Origin of the sequence: Shewanella sp. WE21 (genome assembly GCF_002966515.1) — a bacterium.
In the GTDB taxonomy this organism is placed as follows: Bacteria; Pseudomonadota; Gammaproteobacteria; order Enterobacterales; family Shewanellaceae; genus Shewanella; species Shewanella oncorhynchi.
Map to the genome: position 1 here is coordinate 4480162 of NZ_CP023019.1, position 20637 is coordinate 4500798.

Annotated in this window: 20 protein-coding genes; 4 read left to right on the plus strand and 16 right to left on the minus strand. The window is 42.6% G+C overall.

The annotated features are described in order from the left end of the window. Positions 1–271: 271 nt before the first annotated feature. Together CKQ84_RS20060 and CKQ84_RS20065 are read right to left on the minus strand one after the other, a co-directional pair. The gene (locus CKQ84_RS20060; protein WP_105252512.1) at positions 272–748 is read right to left on the minus strand and encodes a hypothetical protein; all 477 of its coding nucleotides are present in this window, start codon (positions 746–748) and stop codon (positions 272–274) included. Then, complete coding sequence (locus CKQ84_RS20065) at positions 748–1917, minus strand: PepSY domain-containing protein (RefSeq protein WP_105252513.1); 1170 nt, start codon at positions 1915–1917, stop codon at positions 748–750. Before CKQ84_RS20065 ends, CKQ84_RS20060 begins: the two co-directional genes overlap by 1 nt. 461 nt (positions 1918–2378) lie before the next feature. On the opposite strand from CKQ84_RS20065, the gene CKQ84_RS20070 reads away from it, so the two are divergent. Beyond that, positions 2379–3341, plus strand: coding sequence for a hypothetical protein (locus CKQ84_RS20070; RefSeq protein ID WP_105252514.1), 963 nt, complete (start codon positions 2379–2381; stop codon positions 3339–3341). A gap of 128 nt (positions 3342–3469) precedes the next feature. On the opposite strand, the gene CKQ84_RS20075 is transcribed toward CKQ84_RS20070, so the two are convergent. From CKQ84_RS20075 to CKQ84_RS20115, 9 genes are all read right to left on the minus strand, one after another. Then, a complete protein-coding gene (locus tag CKQ84_RS20075) occupies positions 3470–4258 on the minus strand; it encodes a CLCA_X family protein (RefSeq protein WP_105252515.1) in 789 nt (262 codons plus the stop codon). Between the two features lie 174 nt (positions 4259–4432). Further along, the gene (locus tag CKQ84_RS20080) at positions 4433–5467 is read right to left on the minus strand and encodes a sensor domain-containing diguanylate cyclase (RefSeq protein ID WP_105252516.1); all 1035 of its coding nucleotides are present in this window, start codon (positions 5465–5467) and stop codon (positions 4433–4435) included. A gap of 187 nt (positions 5468–5654) precedes the next feature. Next, a complete protein-coding gene (locus tag CKQ84_RS24090; protein ID WP_367870071.1) occupies positions 5655–6797 on the minus strand; it encodes an ATP-binding protein in 1143 nt (380 codons plus the stop codon). Next, entirely contained in the window at positions 6791–7558 is a 768-nt protein-coding gene (locus tag CKQ84_RS24095) for a hypothetical protein (RefSeq protein WP_254053140.1), read from the minus strand. The genes CKQ84_RS24090 and CKQ84_RS24095 overlap by 7 nt, the downstream gene beginning before the upstream one ends. After that, complete coding sequence (locus CKQ84_RS20090; protein WP_105252517.1) at positions 7548–7847, minus strand: hypothetical protein; 300 nt, start codon at positions 7845–7847, stop codon at positions 7548–7550. The genes CKQ84_RS24095 and CKQ84_RS20090 overlap by 11 nt, the downstream gene beginning before the upstream one ends. A 3-nt stretch (positions 7848–7850) precedes the next feature. After that, positions 7851–9044: an EAL domain-containing response regulator gene (locus CKQ84_RS20095; RefSeq protein WP_105252518.1), complete on the minus strand. Its 1194-nt coding sequence runs from the start codon at positions 9042–9044 to the stop codon at positions 7851–7853. Further along, on the minus strand, positions 9041–10009 hold the full coding sequence (locus tag CKQ84_RS20100) for a helix-turn-helix transcriptional regulator (protein ID WP_105253121.1): 969 nt from the start codon (positions 10007–10009) through the stop codon (positions 9041–9043). The genes CKQ84_RS20095 and CKQ84_RS20100 overlap by 4 nt, the downstream gene beginning before the upstream one ends. Positions 10010–10553: 544 nt before the next feature. Continuing rightward, positions 10554–10745 (minus strand): hypothetical protein, encoded by a 192-nt coding sequence (locus CKQ84_RS24100; RefSeq protein ID WP_254053141.1) that lies wholly within the window; start codon positions 10743–10745, stop codon positions 10554–10556. Positions 10746–11479: 734 nt separating this feature from the next. After that, the gene (locus CKQ84_RS20115; protein WP_105252519.1) at positions 11480–12088 is read right to left on the minus strand and encodes a VF530 family DNA-binding protein; all 609 of its coding nucleotides are present in this window, start codon (positions 12086–12088) and stop codon (positions 11480–11482) included. A gap of 675 nt (positions 12089–12763) precedes the next feature. On the opposite strand from CKQ84_RS20115, the gene CKQ84_RS20120 reads away from it, so the two are divergent. Further along, positions 12764–14374 (plus strand): ABC-F family ATPase, encoded by a 1611-nt coding sequence (locus tag CKQ84_RS20120; protein WP_105252520.1) that lies wholly within the window; start codon positions 12764–12766, stop codon positions 14372–14374. Positions 14375–14581: 207 nt separating this feature from the next. Further along, positions 14582–14737, plus strand: coding sequence for a hypothetical protein (locus CKQ84_RS23900; RefSeq protein WP_173913200.1), 156 nt, complete (start codon positions 14582–14584; stop codon positions 14735–14737). Between the two features lie 3 nt (positions 14738–14740). Here the strand turns inward: CKQ84_RS23900 and CKQ84_RS20130 are convergent, their stop codons facing one another. From CKQ84_RS20130 to CKQ84_RS20150, 5 genes are all read right to left on the minus strand, one after another. Next, complete coding sequence (locus CKQ84_RS20130) at positions 14741–15367, minus strand: Fic family protein (RefSeq protein ID WP_105252522.1); 627 nt, start codon at positions 15365–15367, stop codon at positions 14741–14743. 119 nt (positions 15368–15486) lie between these two features. Next, positions 15487–16071 (minus strand): hypothetical protein, encoded by a 585-nt coding sequence (locus tag CKQ84_RS20135; RefSeq protein WP_105252523.1) that lies wholly within the window; start codon positions 16069–16071, stop codon positions 15487–15489. 21 nt (positions 16072–16092) lie between these two features. Beyond that, positions 16093–16521 (minus strand): hypothetical protein, encoded by a 429-nt coding sequence (locus CKQ84_RS20140; RefSeq protein ID WP_105252524.1) that lies wholly within the window; start codon positions 16519–16521, stop codon positions 16093–16095. A 314-nt stretch (positions 16522–16835) separates the two neighbouring features. Continuing rightward, entirely contained in the window at positions 16836–17897 is a 1062-nt protein-coding gene (locus CKQ84_RS20145) for an HNH endonuclease (RefSeq protein WP_105252525.1), read from the minus strand. Continuing rightward, entirely contained in the window at positions 17887–18567 is a 681-nt protein-coding gene (locus CKQ84_RS20150; protein ID WP_105252526.1) for a bifunctional 2-polyprenyl-6-hydroxyphenol methylase/3-demethylubiquinol 3-O-methyltransferase UbiG, read from the minus strand. Before CKQ84_RS20150 ends, CKQ84_RS20145 begins: the two co-directional genes overlap by 11 nt. Positions 18568–18958: 391 nt before the next feature. Here CKQ84_RS20150 and CKQ84_RS20155 point away from each other — a divergent pair, with 391 nt between their 5' ends. Next, a complete protein-coding gene (locus CKQ84_RS20155) occupies positions 18959–20593 on the plus strand; it encodes a diguanylate cyclase (RefSeq protein ID WP_105252527.1) in 1635 nt (544 codons plus the stop codon). The last annotated feature ends 44 nt before the right edge of the window (positions 20594–20637 follow it).

Consider the following 20637-nt stretch of genomic DNA (forward strand, 5'->3'; position numbering starts at 1 on the left):
GTAATTTAGGGAGTTTATTTAGGATGGATATACGGTAACGCTATTGCGAATCACTTTCATTTGTATTTTGGTGATGTATATAACAAATTCATCATTTATTAATGAGGAATAAACGTCCCCGCTGTGTTTATGCCTTCAAAAGTGAGAGTTTACGGTGAAAAAGGTTATTCTTTACCCGTATTCGGTTAATCATTCTTAATCTACGCCACTAAAAGCGACCCTGAAATTATTACTCCATAGGATCGCCATTAGTGTTTAGCTTTTACCTCATTCAGTGTGTCTGTACTATTAGCTCGGCAGGCAGAGGCCACTTTGCCACTTGCCACTCACCTTGCCAATTCTCTATCGATATCCACAGACTATCGGCGGAGGTTAGCGTCTTAGTTGCGATGGCGTGTACGTGTTGGCCATGCTTATTACCGTGCAAAATACCATTCTCGCTGCGCTGTAAATCTGCTATTGGCAAAGCCTGCGTTCCAATATTGGCATAGCCTTGGCGTATATTGCCTACCTCACCTTTTTCAAAAACCAACATAAAATCTTTCACATAGTCATCATGATGCACATAGGGTGCTTTTAGATCTAAGGGCAAAGGGGCTATTTTAAATTCACCTAACTCTTGAGCCTGCCAGGCCGGTGGAAATGTAGGTGTTAGCGACTGATACAAAAACAATAGGGGGAGCAATAGAATAAACCCACTCAGTTTATATTTATTTTTTTGCCAAAAAGTTGAATGAATGAAAGCCATTAACGTACCTCCTCTAACCTATCTGTCACAGTACTGGGGGATCCCATTTTTTTAATTGCACGCACATTACGCAGTCCCCACATCATAAATCCCGTGATTGACATACCCGATAGGATCACCCCAAAAATAAACCAAATGATTTTTGTCCAGATACCACCTAAGGTACCGTAATGCAAAGGATCTGCGATATGCATTAGCGTTTGTATTCCTGTCATCGTCTCGGGTGATGTCATTTTTGCAATCTCCCCCGTCCAAGGGTTAATGCTGAGGTTGTAAGAATACTGATCGTAAAAAATGTGATCGCCGCTACCACTCAGATGATACATGTCACGATTATGCTCTGGTTTCATCACATAGCTTGGTTGAAAGTCTGGAAAGTGCGTTTGCGCTAATGTTAAGGCTTGTGCAAATGTCACGCTTGGATCTGCGGGATTCACATCACCCTTTTGGATAAAGGGCAATTGCTCAGCAGCAACCAATGGCGCATGTGGCTCAATATCAATATCAGCATGCCAAAAAATGGCTTGGACTAAATACCATAATCCGGTAACGGCCATAATCGCGATAAACCAAATAGACCACACACCAGACAATTTATGCAAATCGGCCAATAGTGTCTTTTTACCTTGACTCACACGCAATTTTGGAGCAAAAAAACTTCGCCAAAAACGTTTATAAACAATGAGTCCCGTCACTAAAGACGCGAGCATAAACAGCGCCATCGAACAGACAAGGTAATAACCCAAGCTGTAACCGCTTTGCCAAGGAAATAATAACCAAGCATGCAAAGATCTGATAAAACCGGCAAATGTCATGCCTTCATTAATCTGTTGGATCTCACCAGTGTATTGATTGACATAGGCCATGGCATAGGGTTTATCAGCGTCACTGAACATGATCACATTGACCATATAAGGTTCTAGGGTCATAGCGCCAGAGACTGCCGCACTTGGGTAGGCTTCCTCAACAATCGTCATTAATTCACTAACCGGTTTTACGGGTAAATCATTAGGGTTCAACGCCCTCGATGCAGGATTCGTTAACCAAGTGATCTCATGACTCAGTACCGCAATCGTGCCCGTCAAACAGATAAAACAAAATAACAACCAAATTGGGAGCGACACCCAACCATGCAACATAAACCAGAATCGGTTACTGATCTTCGCCATTTGTGACTTTCCTAACACTTATCGTATTTCGCGAGTGTAAAGGTAATGCAAATTGTTATCAATACGATGTACTGGGAATTGTTTTCAATTAGAATGCCGGTCACAAAATACTATGATGGGGAATCATGATGGATAAAACCTTGTTAGCAGCGCTCATTTCGAGCCTATTGTTAGCGCCGAGTTCCTATGCCAAATAGCTTCTTACTACTCTAGTATCGATTTCTACAATCAAGGTTTCTTCGGCGAACCGCGAAATGTCGAACTTAGCCTGAGCTATAATTTTTAGTCTAATTGTTAATCGCCAATACCGCGCATCACTTTTATGCGCGGTATACCTAAAGCTAAACTATCCTGCGTTAAAACAGCATCCGGTAAACTTCAATGGATTAACCCTTTGGGCTCAGGGGGATAATCCATTACAATGAAGTCCATTTTGAGTTCGTAAAACAGATGTTCCGCCTATGCCTAAGTCTCACACCCACATGCATCAACATTTGCAGATGCCACATGCTAAATTAGATCTGCAAGCTCTAGCGGGCACCCTTGCCTTTGAGCAAGTGACCATTATTGGTAATGCTTCTGGCGATTGGCAACCTGCGACCACAGGTACGACATTTATTTTTAACGGTACTCAATGGGCTGAAAACAACAATGCAAATAATCAGATAGTAAATATCGCCAACGGTGGTTTTGCTGAATCAAAATATGCTTTTGTAGTACAAGGTCATCCACAAAGTGGTCTGCTTACCCAAGCCTTGACGCAAGTTGCGATTGAATTAACGCCTCAGCTTGGTTGCTGGCCTTCATCTGGGTTAACCACAATAGTATTGATGCAGCAGTTGTCTCAGCATGTGCAAGTGCAGCGGATGTCGCTGTTTCCGAGTTTATCAAGACCCAATGATTTACCGCCTGACGATCACTTACCTTGCATGGTGCATAATTGGTTAGGCGAGCGGCGGATTGCCCAGGCTTTGGTACCATCGGTCGACTGGCCTGAATTTAGCTTAGCGTCCGTATTTTTACCTCGCCTATCCGCAATAAACCAAATGCAACCATGCCGAGTCGCACCTAGGATAAACGCAGATAATCCCTTTGATTTTCTTGAGCGTTTACAGGAGTCGAATTCATTAATCGCAGATGCACTAAATCCAGCCACGCGGCAGATGCAACTTGAATGGCTAATCACACTGGCGCATACCCCCATTAATATTTGGCAGCAATTTGCTCATCCTAGCCAGCTCATCAAAACTGAAGCTTTATTTTTCAACCACATGCCAGAATCAAAACCCAGCAATTGGTATTTAATGGATACTCAGGCATCTCAATATCTTGATGCGATTCGCCATAGTTTGGCCTATTGTTGGCAAACGTTGTCGACTAAGCAGGCGAGCTTGATTGGCAACGAGCTTTCAAACGGCTCGTGACCTTCCCCAGTCTACTGCCATTCGCATTCAAAATACCTAAGGCGAATGTCGTTTTACCTTTTACCTTGCCCTCTAGCGACGCTAAACCAACCTCTGTTTAAATGCATGACTCAAAACGTCAACACACCCTAGTTAAGGGGATTTTTACCCAATGCGATCCCCAACGGTTCAAAGTAATTGATCAGCGCCTGAAAAATCACTTGTCTGTGGGCCGCATCGGGATAAGCCCCCTCCTTTGCCATTGCTGAGAAACGGGTTCCCGACACTAAATACGGATTCGAAATATCAGTATAGGATTCAATACAGGCTTCAAATGCTCGCGCCATCATCTCCGTTGGCCGAGAGAAGTACTGCATCCCATGTTTTTTATCTAATGCAATCGCTCGGCGAACATAATCATGGGGCTCATCACCCTGTCCACTCAACAATGTCACTTTGAAGATCTCAGTTAATCGAGCATTTAATGGATGCTCTATGATGGGCAGATCGGATAGCCAAAGATCGCTCGCACACTGAAACCGCTTATTAGTAGGTTTGAATGATTTAGCGGCAATATAATGGTCAAACGCATGCCAAAACTCATGGGCTAAAGCACCTGCACCTGCATTTTTAGCCAATGCCAACTCTCGGGTCGCGGGTGCATAATGGGCCTGAACGCCCTTTTGACCGCCATGACCAAAGGCCAGGCTAACGGTTTCCCGCAGCCCTAAAGTCAAAGGTGGCAATTTTAAGATAAAGGCCAAATCGGCGAGCGAATCAAACACTAAATCCGCAGCAATGCGCGATTCATCCCGCGTCACCCAGCGGCCAACACGCACATGGCTAAAACCAAAGGTTTGTTTAATATCAAGAAAAGTGACTTGTTCACCAAATCGATAATCGGGTCCATGGCGGTTATATTGCTGATTAATTAACACGACTTACCTTGAACCCTATGCAGTGAGAGACAAATTAAGCTGGCTATTTTAGATGAAAATGCACAGGAACAAAACGCTGCATTAAGTGCAATATCAAGTTAAGAATAGGAGCCAAGCAGCGCTTACTCTTGGTTTGGTATCGCGATGCTTAGATTTCGTCAACCATTGGGTTCGCTAAGCTTTAGCCGTTAATATCACATCATCCCAAACCACGACACGATTTCGCCCCGTCGTTTTAGCGTGGTATAAGGCTTTATCGGCCTCGGCCACCAGCTTTTCAGCATCTGAACGGCACTGACTCCCGATTTCAATCGGTGAAGGCACAGACTGAAGCGGTAAAATACCGCTGTTTTCTTCGATGGCATGATGAGTAATTACAGGTGTTAACGCACTCACTCCTGCCGAAAATTGATAGTGAAAATCGGCGACTATCGCTGAAATATCTTCATTCGCAAGCGCTAACATCATACGCGTCACAATTTTCTGCGCGACATCGACCGACGTTTCTGGCAGTAATAGCGCAAATTCCTCACCGCCGAAGCGACCAAAGATATCGTATGGGCGCGTACGAGCACTGATAAATTGGGTAAAATGCTGCAGTATCTTGTCACCCACTTGATGCCCATAGCGATCATTAACGAGTTTAAAATAATCGATATCCATCATGACAAGGCACAAAGGTAACTGTAGACGACTCAAGCGTTTGATTTCATGCTCTAACTGCTGGAAAAAATGCCGTCGATTGGCAATACCGGTTAATTCATCGGTGAGTGCGAGTCGATTCAACTCAGTCTGCGCATTCCTTAGGGCAAATTCGACCTGTTTTAACTGGGTAATATCGGTGCAAACAATGACCATATCGCCATTGTGATAGACCTGCTCAGAAAGTTGCAACCAGCTACCGTCGACCAGATCCACTTCAAAACGTCGAAAAGCTGATTTACGTTGATTCGCATGAATAAGTTCAAGCCATTCCTCTATGGTTTCATGATCAATTTTAGGCCCTTGCTTATGAGTAAAGGCAAAGTGCATCATGTCGTCAAAATGCCGGCCAGCCATGTCTTGATCAACAAAACCAAACATTTTCGCAAAGGTATGGTTATAAAAGATAAAATGATTGTGCTTGTCCAAAACAGCGAGGCCATTCTCGCTTAGCCGTAAGGCTTCGGTTAAAAAGGGGTAAACAGACTCAAGAGATTCTTTTTCCATCGATTATTCCTAGCAATGACGCTTTTAGAGAAGATCTCCGACATGTTTAGATTAGCAGCGTTCTACACTAATCACAGCGTCTTTGTCTTTACCCCCATATTACCGCAACGGGATTGGCTCTACCGCGATGTAAATCCCACACATTCGGCAAATAAGCTTTAAAAACCAGATCCAATGCTTTGATAATTTACGATTTTACGGCCAATTTACTGAGAAATATTTCAGCACTAAAAGGTTTCTGCATGAAATGTACCTCAGGGAATAATGCTAACTCAGGAATATCATCGCTATCATTAGCTGAAAGCAAAAAGAAGCGACAGTGATGCTCAAGCAGGGTATCACTGGCAAGGTTTTGTAATGTTTGTTGCATCTGTTTGATAAGTTGCAAGCCATTCATATCTTGTAAACGGTAATCCACAATAACAATATGTGGCAATGAGTGAATCAACATCTTAAGTGCTTGTGCTGCGTTATCAACACTGAAGGTTTGAAAATGATAGTGCTCTAGCATGGCTTTGCAAATCTCAAGGTTAAACAGATTATCATCTATGATTAACACTTTTTGTTGATCATATTGAATCGTTAATCGTTCTTTCACCTCGGTAAGTTGGCAGGGAAAATGTAACAGCACTGTGGTGCCTTTGCCCTTTTGACTGCGCAACATAAACTTACCGCCAATTTGCTCAAGCAATCGATTACAAGTATAGAGTCCTAATCCCATGCCCGATGTTGTTGTATATGAGTTAGATGCGTGCATAAAGGGATCAACTAAAGCGCGCTGCGCTTCCTTTGACATACCCTCACCAAAATCGCGGATCAGTACCCTAAGCATAGGACTATGGTCTTTATGGTTACGTTTAAGGCGTAAGTCCATATAACAATGCACTTCGCTACCCGTACTGTATTTAAAGGCATTATTGATAATGTTAGTCATGAGTTGGAATAACTTAGTCCCATCGAGCTCGATAAACTTCGGCAGAGACTCATTCACGACAACCTGTAAACGTTTACCCGATGTCGCACTAAAAGCACGATAGTAATCCTCAATATTGCTCAGATATTCGTGCAAATTGACTAAATGCCGATTCAATTTTAACTGCCCAGCTTCAGCCTTACTGTAATTCAACGTATTTTCGGCAACCGAGTAAAGTAAGTTAGCTGACCAGGTCATTTTATCGATAATTTCGTCCAGTTTTTGTGGTTGTGAACGCGCTTTTTTTAACATGCGACTGTAGCCAAGAATGGCATTGATAGGAGTGCGGATCTCATGATTTATGCTGGAAAGTACTGCTAATCTAGATCGATTATCGAGCTTAATCTGCTCTACAATATGTGATTTTTAGACTTAAAGTACAAAAGAAAAGACAGAGTAATACCAAGAGAAGCAATCAGTAAGATAATCACGATTAGCTCGACAACCTCTTTTTGTGGCACTTGATATTCTATGCGTAAATTCACACGGGTTTGGTATCCAGGAATATCCAAAGTTCGGCTATCTGTGTAGCTAAACATTGAAAATATGCCTGTGGAAAACTCATGGTTACAGGATGAACTTTGCAATAACGATTGTTCAAATTGATAGCTAATACATACACCCTGCTCCTGCTCAATCCGCGCTAATATCCGCTGATGAGAAATGGCATAGACTAAATAAAGCATATTAGGCCCATCGATATTAACAACCGCTAACGTGTAATCGGCAAGGCTAGCCTGAAGTTCCCCTTTACTATTCTTGACTAATTTAAGTGGCTTAAGTTCTCGCGCCATTGTCTGATCAGAGATATAGGCCAGTTCAAGTTCGGGGGTCAGTGTAAAAGCGACAGCAGATTTGATCTTCAGTAAGTCCTTAGCAAAAACCTCAAATTCCTGTGACGTTACCTCACTCGAAGCATAAAAAAACGATTTTAGCGCATCCAACATAATTTCATGTTGTAAGAACATATCCCGTGAAGAAGTAAAAACCGCTTCTGCTTTTTTATTGTAAATGGAGTCAAATTCATAACGTGAGTGGGACAAGGTTAACCACAGCACCAACAGAGTGACCCATAAACCACTGAACATATTGATACAAGCGCTATATTTAAAGCTCATTAGCGTAATCCATTACGGCCTTTAGCAAGCTGCATAACTGATGTTCAAACTGCTCTCGCTCGCAAACATCCATGACAGACAGCATATCTTTAAGCTGCAAGTAGCGCGCAATACCCGTAAATTGATGTTTCAGCCCTTCGATACTGTCAGAGGACTCATATTGTTCTAGCTCAAGTCGCATTCGCTGTAATTCAGCAATCAGTGTCAATCGCAGTCGCGATTGCTGTTCTTGGCTGTATTGCTCAAAAAATACAGATAAGGCCTTGGGTAACTCAGTATTAGCATTCATACATTAGGCACTCCTATTATATTGAGCAATCCAATCAATAAGATAACGACCTTCAATCGGGGGGCTGTACAAATAACCTTGGGCAACATCACACCCCAACTCAGAGAGAATTAACTCTATTGCACTTGTCTCAACGCCTTCTGCAACCACCTTTACGTGCATCTTCTGCGCAAGCGCGATGGTGGACTCTACGATGAGATAATGTTGGTGATTGATATCCATATCGGAGACAAAACTTTTATCAATTTTGATCTCTTTAAAGGGAATGGCATCAAGACGATCATAAGTAGAATAACTTTTACCGAAATCATCAAGGGAAATATCAATATTATTGATGATCAGCCGTGCAATTGAGTTAAGCACTCTATCTTGGTTAATGATTTCCTGTGATTCGGTGAGCTCTAAAATCAAATGGATTTGTTTATACTCACGACCACATTCGATGATGTACTCAATGAGTTCATCACAGGTCAAATCATCTGCGGTAATGTTAATCGACAGGGCAAACGCCATTAATAACGGTTGGCGCGACCAACATTGCAATGCTTGGGAAATAACCATCCGCGAAAACAAGCTATTTAGCCCCTGCTGATTCACCAGTGGCAAAAAAACGTCGGGATAAATATAGCCATTGGATTGATCGCAAAGCCGCGAAAGCACTTCAAAACCGATGATCTCCTTTGTTTTAAGGTTAATCTTAGGCTGATAACACAAAATTAATTGTTCATTTTTGAGCAATTGCCGCACATTGATATTCGCCGCCATGTCTTGCACGATAGACTCATCTTGATGGACACGGTTTCTATCGTCGGAGGCGTCTAGCAATGGCGTTAAAATGTCATTCACATTGATAGGTTTAGCAAATACGCCAAGCAAGTTGAGTTTCAAACCCGTGATAATGCTATCCACCAGTTCTAAAGTCCGTTTATCCGAGGAGCTTATCACCGCAATCGGAATGGCTGTAAATCGGGGCTCGGAGGCCAACATATTAATCACCGCAATACCGTCACCTTGATCCATTTTTAAATCTAAAATGACTAAATCAAGTTTTGCTTCTACAGCTAAGATCAGTTCAATTCCTTGATTACCATTACTGGCTTCATAGATCTCCACATTGTCCTCTGCTAAGTACTTATGGATATCAGCTTTCATGGTTTCTCTAATAAAGCGTTGATCATCTATGATGAGAATATTCATATATTGGTCTCTAACTGCATAAAGAAAATGGGATCGATCGTCTGGGATTTGGATGTAGGGATAACAGAAAGCTTGAGTAAATTACGATTCGCCATGACTTCTGTGCGACTGGAGAAAAACGAATAGTTTTTGACTGGTTTGAAGCCGCCTTCTATCGTTCTTACTTTAAATATGGGCAACTTAAATTGCGTCAATTTTCGTTTTAGTGACTCATCACAGATATTAAAACTCAAAAACTTAAGTGAGCGACTCGTGGCCAATTCATTGAGATAAACAGACATCATATAATTTTCAATATAAGGCGTTACGCCAAAGGAGGAGAACACCATTAAGGTATCTGGCAAAGCTTGACTGTTATGGTTAATGACCTCAAACAAGTCCACCTCATCATTCATAAATTCGAGGGCAATTTTGCCTTGAGTGCGGCAGAATAGACTGTGTCCAATGATTTGATCGCCAAAGCTAAAAGCCACCACCAATGAGAGTCCACGAAAAAAAGGTTGAGATAACTTACGGCTCACAAAGGATAAACGCGGGTTACTTTCATAAACCAAGCTAAGTTGCAGCAGGGTCATAAAGTTTTGATGGTGGCTTTCGATAAACTCGACACGATAAGGAGTATTACGGTAGTACGGATGATCACTGCGTTCTATGGTTGATTCAAAAAGGTTAATTAACGCTAAACCTTCGTTGATGAATTTTTTGTCCTCCCGATAAATATCAAACAGTTCAGAGCCAAATATTTCAACGATTTCAGACTGTTTAGCTAGGGATGGAATGTTAACTCCCCGCTCCCAACGGCTAATAGTGATGGAATCTAACATATCGAATAGGCAGCTTTTTTGCCTGAGCAGACTACATAAATCTTCTTGAGATAAATTATTCTCACTGCGGGTGTGTTTTAAGAAATTGGAGAATGTCTGTGCACTTGTTTTGCTTTGATAGGAGATAGGTGTACAAATCATATCGCGTTCCATCTGAATTTTTTATTTTATCTAGCAGCTCCATATACGTCTTATGGTCGATGTCATCTACTGGCTCTGGATGTCTAAATGTAAAAGTAATCCAAATGCGTTGAAATTTCTCGATGAAATAAAGTCCAGTGATTTTTTCGTCACTCATCACTCAGTTCCTCCATCTCAGCCTTTTATTCACCACGTTTTTTGCAATAGGAAAACGAGTATAAATGCCATTGTTTATCTGAGACCATGGCACAGTCAAAAAAGCGATGGAAAAAAGTGTCTAGTTATTCGTTCGGTTAAATCATTGCATCATAGATAAAACCGCAATCAACAAACCCTCCTATAAAACCGCATAAAATATAAGATTCACCAGCAATGGCCACAAAACGCCAAATTGATTATTTATGCGATAAATATTCAAAATATGGGATATAACCTCGGGATTTTTCTCACTAATCTACGTTTTTATGCATAGTTATTCGTGCTTGGAATAGGCAAGCCGCGACAGTATCAGCTTAGAGATATTACTAGGATAGTTTTTAATGGCTTATGGCTTAAGCAAGCCAGCTGCGAAAATAAGTGGGTAATTGGCCAGTCCAGCGTTTAAAGGAACGCCTATCATCACTGGCGTCGCTGAAGCATAAAGAAGAATACGGTGAGCATCTTGCGCAGGTGTCGCTAAGTCATAGCGTGCTTTGATTAAACGGGTCTCATCGGCAAGTATCAGCGAGTTGGGCAAAGTTTAAATCCATCTCGGGCAAACTTAAGTTATCCCGCATTAGACACAAAAGAATACCAGCCGCTAAGCCTAACCGCAGTTCGCATATAGTAGTGATTGACATATCCCTTGGCGCTGAATGACGGCAGCGCCGATTTGGCAGTTACGCATCAGCCAGTCGGCAGCGGCGTTTGGCAACAGGGAATGCTGGTGGAGCAAGTCGGCTAAAACTACTTACCCAATGATAATCAAACATTTAAATGGTTACCTTGGAGCTGTATCGTCAAACACCTTGACGTTAACTCTGGACATTTAAGCGACGAAGATGAACAAAAGGCACAAAGTATAAAGCACAGGTGTTAGAAAAGGCGCTGGTATTGGTCCTAAAAATGAGCAACCGGCACCATCTGATTGCAAATTGATGAATTAACTGGTTATGCACTTGATATGCAAATCTAAAACTATAACCCCCGATATTTTTCTCACCTTAATGCAATAAAGTGAATAGTTAATCATAAAAAAGAGGTTGGCTGTATTCAACAGCTAACCTCTTCTCTTTAAATCAGGCGATAAATCAGATGTTCTATCATACAACTAGAACCATGACTTCAAAACGACTCATACAAAAGCTAACTCATACCAGAGCTAATTTTTACGGGTACGGAAATAGCAAGCTGAGGCTAGTCACTGTAAATAACGAATGTAAAACTAACGCCTGTGAAAAACCATGCCCACACAATTCGGCAGACATGGGATTAGCCGCGTTTAGTGCCCCACGGATCGTTGTCATCCGTCGATGGGCTTGGTCCTGAACGTTCAGCCATTCTTGAATCGTTTCTTGGCTCGTTTCGGAGTTCGCTGCGGCGCTGTGAGTTGCTATTCGATGAACCATATCCAGAGCCGGTGCCACGTCCACCCGTAGGTTTTTTGCCTGAGCTTTTACCTGAACCATTACCAAAGCTCTTACCTGAGCCATAACCAGAGTTAGGACGTTTATTACCCGCTTCGTACTCGGCGCTGGCTTGTGCCTGCATTTTAGCGATAGATTCTATGGTGAGTTCCATCGGTTTACGCGGCGCGATACCTGAGGCAAAACCTCGTTCGCGTGGCTTAAGATCAAACTGCTCACCGACGGCTTTAGGCATACGCTTGAATCGATACAGGTAAAAGTTTTCCACTTTCTCCCGCGCCCACTCAGTCTTCTTGAGGAAAATAATACAGGCCTCAATGGTCGGGTTGGTGTTAAAGCAACCTAGCTTTAATGCCGCGTATAAAATTTTCCAGCCATAAAAATCGACTAACTCAGTGATCATTGTCTCGAGTTTGAGGCCGTGTAATGGGTTGTTCTGTTGCTCTTCAATCATGGGAATTCCAAGTTCAGCCCTATTGGCTGATTTTACTGTATTAGTTTACGGTTTTGAGTTGTTAAACGAGTGACTAAATTCGCTACTAAAATTCGCGATTAGAGAAATCACTCAAGTTATGAAGTCATGAGCCACTGACGTTGTTACGGCAATAGCATCGGGCGTTAAACCTTGTTACTCGTGATGCTTAGATCTTAAATCTTAAGGACCTAAAGCCTCCAAACAGAGCCATTAAATATTAGCCGTAAAATCTGCTGCTCGACAAAACTGCGGGAATAATAACGGTAAATAAGCTAAACGCCTTCTTTTATTTGCGCTAGCGAGGTTTGGCATCGGCTTTAGGGCAAAGAAAATACGCCGCAGCTGACAGTTTTAATCTACATATCCGCGATATCACGCTAACAGGTATGAACTCAGCATCAAGCTCAAACCCGTTTCTAAATTTTACCTATGATCCGCTAATGCCTTGGGTCAGCCTCAAAATGAACGCAACTGAAACGGCTCGATTTATAGCTGCGCATCACATCCTTGCTCGCATCTTTAGCCCTTAGTCTGTATACTCCGCGACCTTATTATCCCAACTTTAATGTTTTGGCTTAGAGTGGGTGAAGCGCATGTTTCATTTTGAGGCTTGTTTGTCACAATCCCCGTTAGCAAATACCTAGGAAAGCTCCTTTGATCTCTACCGCGAACATCACGATGCAGTTTGGCCCTGAGCCATTGTTTGAAAACATTTCAGCGAAATTTGGCAATGGTCACCGCTATGGTTTGATCGGCGCGAATGGCTGTGGCAAATCGACCTTTATGAAGATCCTCAGCGGAGCGTTAGCGCCAACCTCTGGCAATGTGTCCATCACGCCCGGCTTAAAAGTCGGTACCCTAAGCCAAGATCAGTTCGCGTTTGAACAATACAGTGTGATCGATGCGGTGATCATGGGGGATGTTGCCCTGTGGAAAGTCAAACAGGAACGCGATGCAATCTACGCCAATCCGAATATGACCGAAGAAGATGGCATGCGCGTTGGCGATCTTGAAAGTGAATTTGCCGAAATGGATGGCTACAGCGCCGAAAGCCGCGCCGGTGAAATTCTGCTCGAAGCGGGTATTGAAGAATCTTTCCATTACGGCCTAATGCAACAAGTCGCACCTGGTTGGAAACTGCGGGTACTGTTGGCACAAGCACTATTTGCCAACCCAGATATTTTGCTGCTCGACGAACCAACAAACAACTTGGACATACATACCATTAGCTGGTTAGAAGCCGAGTTGAATAAACGCAAATGCACCATGATCATTATTTCCCATGATAGGCATTTCTTGAATGCCGTATGTACCCACATGGCCGATATCGATTACGGCGAACTGCGCATTTACCCTGGTAACTACGAATACTTCCTTGCACAATCGTCTTTGATCCGTGAACAATTATTATCAGGCAACGCCAAGAAGAGTGCTGAAATCGAAGAACTGCAAGACTTCGTTAACCGCTTCGGTGCCAACGCATCTAAGGCAAAACAAGCCAGCTCGCGCGCGAAAAAAATGGACAAGATTAAGCTTGATGAAGTGAAATCCTCAAGCCGTATTCACCCTTCTATTCGTTTCGATGCCGGCAAGAAAATGCATCGCCAAGCACTGATCCTCGAAGATTTGGCCCACGGGTTTGATGATGAGCTGCTATTCGAAGGCGGCGACTTAATCCTCGAAGCCGGTGCAAAATTAGCGATTATCGGCGAAAACGGCGTGGGTAAAACCACTTTCCTACGTTGCTTAGTCAATGATTTAGAACATAATAAAGGCGTTATCAAGTGGTCAGAAAACGCATCAATCGGCTACTGTCCACAAGACAGCAGTGACGAATTTGATAATGACTACACATTAATGGATTGGATGTCACAGTGGCGCCAACCTAAGCACAACGATCTTATGGTACGCGCCATGTTAGGCCGTCTGCTGTTCACTGAAGATGACGCGAACAAGAAAGCTCGTAACTGTTCAGGCGGAGAGAAAAACCGCTTGTTATTCGGTAAGTTAATGATGCAAGACATCAATGTGCTGATCATGGACGAACCGACTAACCACATGGACATGGAAGCCATCGAAGCACTCAATAATGCGTTGAAAGACTTTGAAGGCACTTTGATATTCGTCAGTCATGACCGTGAGTTTGTATCGTCACTCGCTACACGTATCATTGATATTAAAGATAAAAAAGTGATTAACTTCCAAGGCACTTTCGATGAGTACCTTTCAAGTCAAGCTGAAATGGAAGCGAGAAAAAGCGCGTAATGTTGTGCTTTGATAAACCTTAATCGGCTATGTCAGCTTGATTAAAAGAGTCGTCATTGGGAGAGCCTACTGACGACTTTTTATCGATATCTAAAGAGCGATATGATTGGTAAAACATGAAGTATTGCTGCTTTGGGCCTTGGATACACAGCTGTCTATTCGTTATCTAGAGTGCTATAATTCATGCACTTAATTGAGGTTGATCCGATGAAAACTAAATCAAAAAACACACAAGTAACTCAAAATCGACTCTATCGCGCTGTGGCCAGTTCAACCGCTATTGAGACGGGTAAAACTACAGCTGAAGTTGAAGCAAAATTGAAGGCCAAAAAAAGCCGTTTCAGTCATTTGACCTTAGCCTAAACTTCATTCGTTTTTAGCGCTGAGCACATCGTTTACCAAACGAGCCATATGTTGATAATCCCCACCCAACCCTGCTTGAATTGACTTAAAATAAAAATCTCTATTTTGTTCCCAAATCCCATAATCAAGTGGGAGATAACCCGCCTTTACTGCCATCACATCGAGTATCAAACGTGACAAACGTCCATTTCCCTCTCTAAATGGGTGAATTAGGATAAATTCCACATGACTTTCAGCCAAGTAACTCACAACTTCGTCTCTAGAAAACGAATTTAAACCATTGAACTTGCTTAAATATTCCTTTTCAAACTGAGTGAGACACTTAAGTATTTGAGCCGCTGCCGTAAATTCGAAACCACCTTTTCCCATATTGACTGTACGCCGCTCACCAGCCCAGTAATAAACATTACCGAGCCATTTTCGATGCCACTCAAAGAGCATACCAACCGATAGATGCTCGCTTTCAATAACACCAGATTGAAACACGTACTCATAAAGCTTTAGTAACAACTGAGTCTCTACCTCTGCCATATCCTCTTCATCGGTTATCGCGAGTTTGTTACGAAGTATATGGCCGCCGGAACCGGGTTCGAATTCATCCTCGGTAGTGCCAATATGATATTTCGACATGATAATAGACCCGCTAACTGTAATAACTAATAGAAAAGCAAATATCCGAGTCACAGACAACTTAACATAACTACTCGATGAGATTGACCACACAAGTCTTTGAAATAGGTATGTAGAAACTATGGGCTATAAATTAGCTGATTAATTTTTTTAACCAATATCTCGCGATTTTTAGCCAGTTTAAAAATTGTCGGCAAATGTCGAATGACTATCGGCTCTGACTCGAATACCGCATTGCGATCTTTGGCCTGAATGTAATCACGGATCTGAAGCATCATCTGTTTATTAAATGCCCAAAGTGAATGACCTTTAAACTCAAGGGAATAAAATGCGTCATTGGGCCATTCAAGTCGATGTTTCTGTTTTGCCATACACTGATAACAACAAATAAGACCAAGATCTGTACCATCTGTAAAAGCACTGTTTGCCCTATGTTCCCAAGTCGAAGTACCTTGGTATTTTTCTGGCAATTTTTCCCGCCAAGAAGCATCCAATAGCGGAGGGAAAAACAGCACTCCAGGCCATTTATGGGCAAATCTTTGATTAAACAGCTTGATCTCAAACTGCCTACCCTCAAATAAATGCACATCTTTTTTCTCTAAACGAAAAACATGGGCAAAGGTAAAAGTGGCGCAGCCAGCACAATGGGGGCAAGTAACTTCAACTCCGTTTGGCAGGCTAAAAAACTCATAAAATCCTGTCATAGATACGACATTCCAAATGATTTAGAGACTAATTTGGAGCTCATCAATTTTCCAACCACCTTCATTTATCATGCTAATTCTTTGTTTTTCATTCGCCTCCGATGCATTACCACAGAGATCTTTTTGTGCATATTCAAGAACGGCCGTATCCCCTTCTATCACCTGCGACACTAAGGTGAGTGCTTTGCACTTGGCCGCGGCTTTTGAAAATGAAAGATAAGATGCGATCACTTCATCGCGGGACAGCTTCATCTGCTGCATATACTGTGGGAACTTAGACTCAACATCCGCTTGCTTACGTTGGGTATAGTAAGCCTTGTCCTCTTGATAACTCATCCCCTGCTGTACCTTAGTATTGTACTCGTCATACACTTCGCTCGGCGATTTAGGTGTTGTACAACCTATCAGCACAAGCACAGATATGGGCAGTAAGAAAATCGATTTCATCATCAAACCTCCAAAACTAGACATGTATTATCAATAAATTCCATGGTGCATTCATCTGCTTGTTGTCACTGAACGAGTGCGCCATATATGCCTACTAAATACTCCTTATTCTCTTTGAAATCAATTACCTTGGCAGAAATTAAACCTTTACTATCAACAGGTAACAAAATCAATGAAGATAAAATGTAATGCCACCAAGATAACATGTAAATAGTTCATTGATTACTTTAGCTTGGCAGCGTTGCTCATTCAATTGCAGCACAGTTGCTTACCTTGGCAAGTGCTAAAAATAAGTGCCATAAAGCTGTGAGCATGCTCTAAATTGCAGTATTTGACAGGTCATTGTCTAATGCATTAAAAGGCACAAAGGTCTTTTTATCGAACCAGAGAGGCGAGCGATTTTGTCCTGCAAGCTGATAAGCCCAAGTAGTAATGGCTTCAGAGCGATCACTCTCACAGACGAAATATCGACTGAGTTCAGAGTGTAACGTTTGGCCATGCTGGATAATATTTTGCTCATACCAGTTATCTTTATGGTGCTGAGCGGCAAGATGATCGCGTTTTTGATTATTACAACTGCTATGTGCGAGGACAAAATTATGGCCTAAATCATTAGGATATCGTGCCCAAGGGATAAAATGATCCACTTCGCCTGTTTCTTTTAATGATTTTTGGCAATAGAAGCATTGGCCTTTTTGGATATCAAGCAGTACAGGTCTAGCATGGGTGATCGTCTGTCTGTCGCTACCAAACAGAAACTCACTTAAATTGCCTTTACTGCCTATAATGACCTGATTTGCTGGAAACTCGGCGATTTTTTGTACCCATTGAGTACGAGCCAATGACACCACTAAATCGTGAAATCGCCTGAAGCAAAATGCGATACCCGGATTCAACTCGATGTAATTTTTCGTTTTATCATGGGGATAAAGAAAACATTCTTCATTACGTGACAAGTTTTGTAAGCGCCATAAGGGGCCATCTTTAAACGTACCGCGCGTTTTACGCAATAAAGCTGGATAACTAAGATGCGCTTTTAACTGGGATAGACTGTTAACACCTTGATGGCGTAGTTCAATCAAACGGTTGATCAAGGCTGATTGCTTTCCACTATTTTGGATCAGGACAAAATACCCATCATTGGCACCAAAAGGCAAAGAGTGTTGCCAGTAAAGTTCAATAAACTTCTCTACCAAATCATCAATACTGATCGCGGTTTTCAGCGCAGGCTCGGCATTGAGTATTAATGGCCGTTCGATACAGATATCGGCGATCGCATGCAGTAAGGCAAATTTGTATGTTGCAACGAAATCCCCTTGAACTAACAGACGTTGTAAATAGCTAATAAATTCAACTTGTCTTCTCGCATCAATCGGCATTCAGTCGCTCCTGAATAATAACGCTTGCTTCAGGTGCATTTACGTTTGGCATCAGTTTGGGTGTGAAAACTAGCGTCTGCCAATGCACTTGTGAGCGACCGAGTTTATCGGTTTCATCTTGGCTCAAATCTAAAAGTTGTAGCTGACAATCTGCAGCCAGTGTGAGCAGTTCATCGGCACTGACTGGGTGCATAACGCGCGCATCGGGGCTTGGGCCATGGCGCAAACTGATGACTAAAAGTCCAGTCGAATTGAGTAAGCGTGAGAGTGTTGCTAGTGCAAGTGGGCGTTCTGAGGGAGATAAATGCATCCACACTGCGCTGAGTAAAATCAGATCAAACTGTTGCGCTAGGCCAACCACTTTTTGCAACTGAGGTAAACCATCCTCAATCCAACGCACGGGTAGATCCCGCGTTAACACCTGCCCCATTTTCGCTAAAACAACCGCAGGTTCGACTGCAATAATTTGTGTCTCTTTGCCCTGTGCTTTTTCGGCTAAATAATACACATCCCGGCCAGAACCAGCTCCTACATCCAATATCGACAATGTATTTTTAGTAAGTAGAGGCAAAAGATGATGCAACCAACTCGAATGCACTTCTTCAAAGGTTTTAGACAAATACTGTGCCGCGAGTATTTCGGCGTAGTCATTATAAAACACTGTGCTCACTGACAACGATCCTTTTGCAACAAGTGATTGTTTTTACAGACGCTAACTTATCACAATCGTATTTGATAAAAAATACATGTCATCATTATCATGCTGTTTTGCATAAAATATTTAGCATTATGCAGCTCGCGATCACTGTGCTGATTTCGGCTATTCGCCCCAATATTCTTATCAATGCCTATGCAATCTCAGCATTTTCCCGTCGTTTTTTTCGCAGTGGTTTACACTCTATGAGTGAGTGTAAAGATAAGTGCAATTGATTGAATCTGTTACATGCTTCTCCAGAGCAGTTTCCATTTCAGTGTTGGAGTGAACGGGTTTTAACGTCTTGGCGTAGCGTCTATATAGAGATTAAGACCTAGGGCTCAATTATTTAGGATATCTATTGCCTATGAGTTTTGAAGATTCGTTAGAGCAACTTAAACGACAGTTTTTACATGCACTGCCGGATAAAAAGAAACAAATCATTACCTTGTGGATTTCATTGCGTAAAAATTGGGACGCTCACATGCTGTCTGCCGTGTACCGAGAGGTGCATAACTTAAAAGGGTCGAGCGAGACCTTTGGGTTGTCAGATACCAAACACATAGTCGATAAACTGGAGTTGCTGCTTAAGGGGCTGCTCAATGCGCCAGCCCCCGAACTTCCTACGATCAAAGGCTTAGATACCCTCTTCCACCAGTTGTTACAAAACAATATGCGCGGCCAACCGTCGGCGCCAGTAGTAGAGGCGCAAATGCAGCAAAGCCCCTATAAACCGTCAAAGGCGCGCCATGAGCACCATATTGCCATCATAGAAGACGATGGGAATGTCGGCGCTATGATCACAAAGCAGCTGCGAGAGTTCGGTTTTAGTGTGCAGCATTTTTTGAATTTCACGAGCTTTCTGGTGGTGCAAAATAAAACGCCCTTCGATCTGATTTTATTAGATTTAATTCTACCCGATTGGACTGAAGAGGCCTTGTTCGAAGCCGCCACTGAGTTTGAGAAGAACAATACCCGAGTGTTTGTTTTATCCTCGCGGGGGGATTTTGACATGCGGCTATTGGCCATTCGTGCCAACGTCAGCGAATATTTTGTTAAACCTGCGGAAACCACTTTATTGGTGCGCAAAATCCATCAATCCCTCAAAATGTCAGAGAAACAGCCACTTAAGGTGTTACTGGTGGATGATCAACAATCTATGGTGGATTACTTTTCAAGCCTGTTACGCAGCCATGGTTTGATGGTAAAAGGGTTGTCCAGTGCCGAGCAAGTTTTACCTGCCCTTGAGCAATTTGAGCCTGATTTGTTTATCTTCGATTTGTACATGCCAGAGGTGAACGGGCTTGAGCTGGCAAAGATGATCCGTCAATTGGACAAATACACCTCGAGCCCAATTCTCGTGTTGAGCTCTGATGATACGATGCAGAATAAAGTCAGCATCATACAAGCGGGATCAGATGACTTAATTTCAAAGCAAACCGCGCCGAGTTTATTCGTCGCGCAGGTGATTTCCCGTGCTCAACGGGGTCATGACATTCGAAGTTCGGCTAGTCGCGACAGCTTAACTGGGCTGTTAAATCATACCCAAATTCTGGTGGCTGCGAGACGCTGTTTTAACGTAGCTAAACGGATTAACTCTCAAGTTTGTATTGCCATGTTCGATTTAGATCACTTCAAAAAGGTCAACGATACTTATGGTCATTCCGGTGGTGATAAGGTGTTGTTGGCATTTGCCCACCTGTTACAACAATCCTTACGTCAAACTGACTTTACCGGCCGCTACGGCGGCGAAGAATTTATGTTAGTGCTGCCAGATATGCAAAAACCACTGGCGATTGCCAAGTTGAATGCGATCCGTGAAAGCTTTAGTCATATCGTATTTGTTGAAGATGGCGTCGAATTTAAGGTCACGCTCAGCGGCGGTTTAGCCTTTTCGGATCAATGTGAGGAATTTCAAGATTGTCTGTTACTAGCAGATAAAAACCTTTACGAAGCTAAACGTTTAGGCAGAAATCAGCTCGTGGTTTCTCCGACTGACTAACCCTAAACAGAATGAGCCACTGCAGCGCACAAATCAGTTCGGCG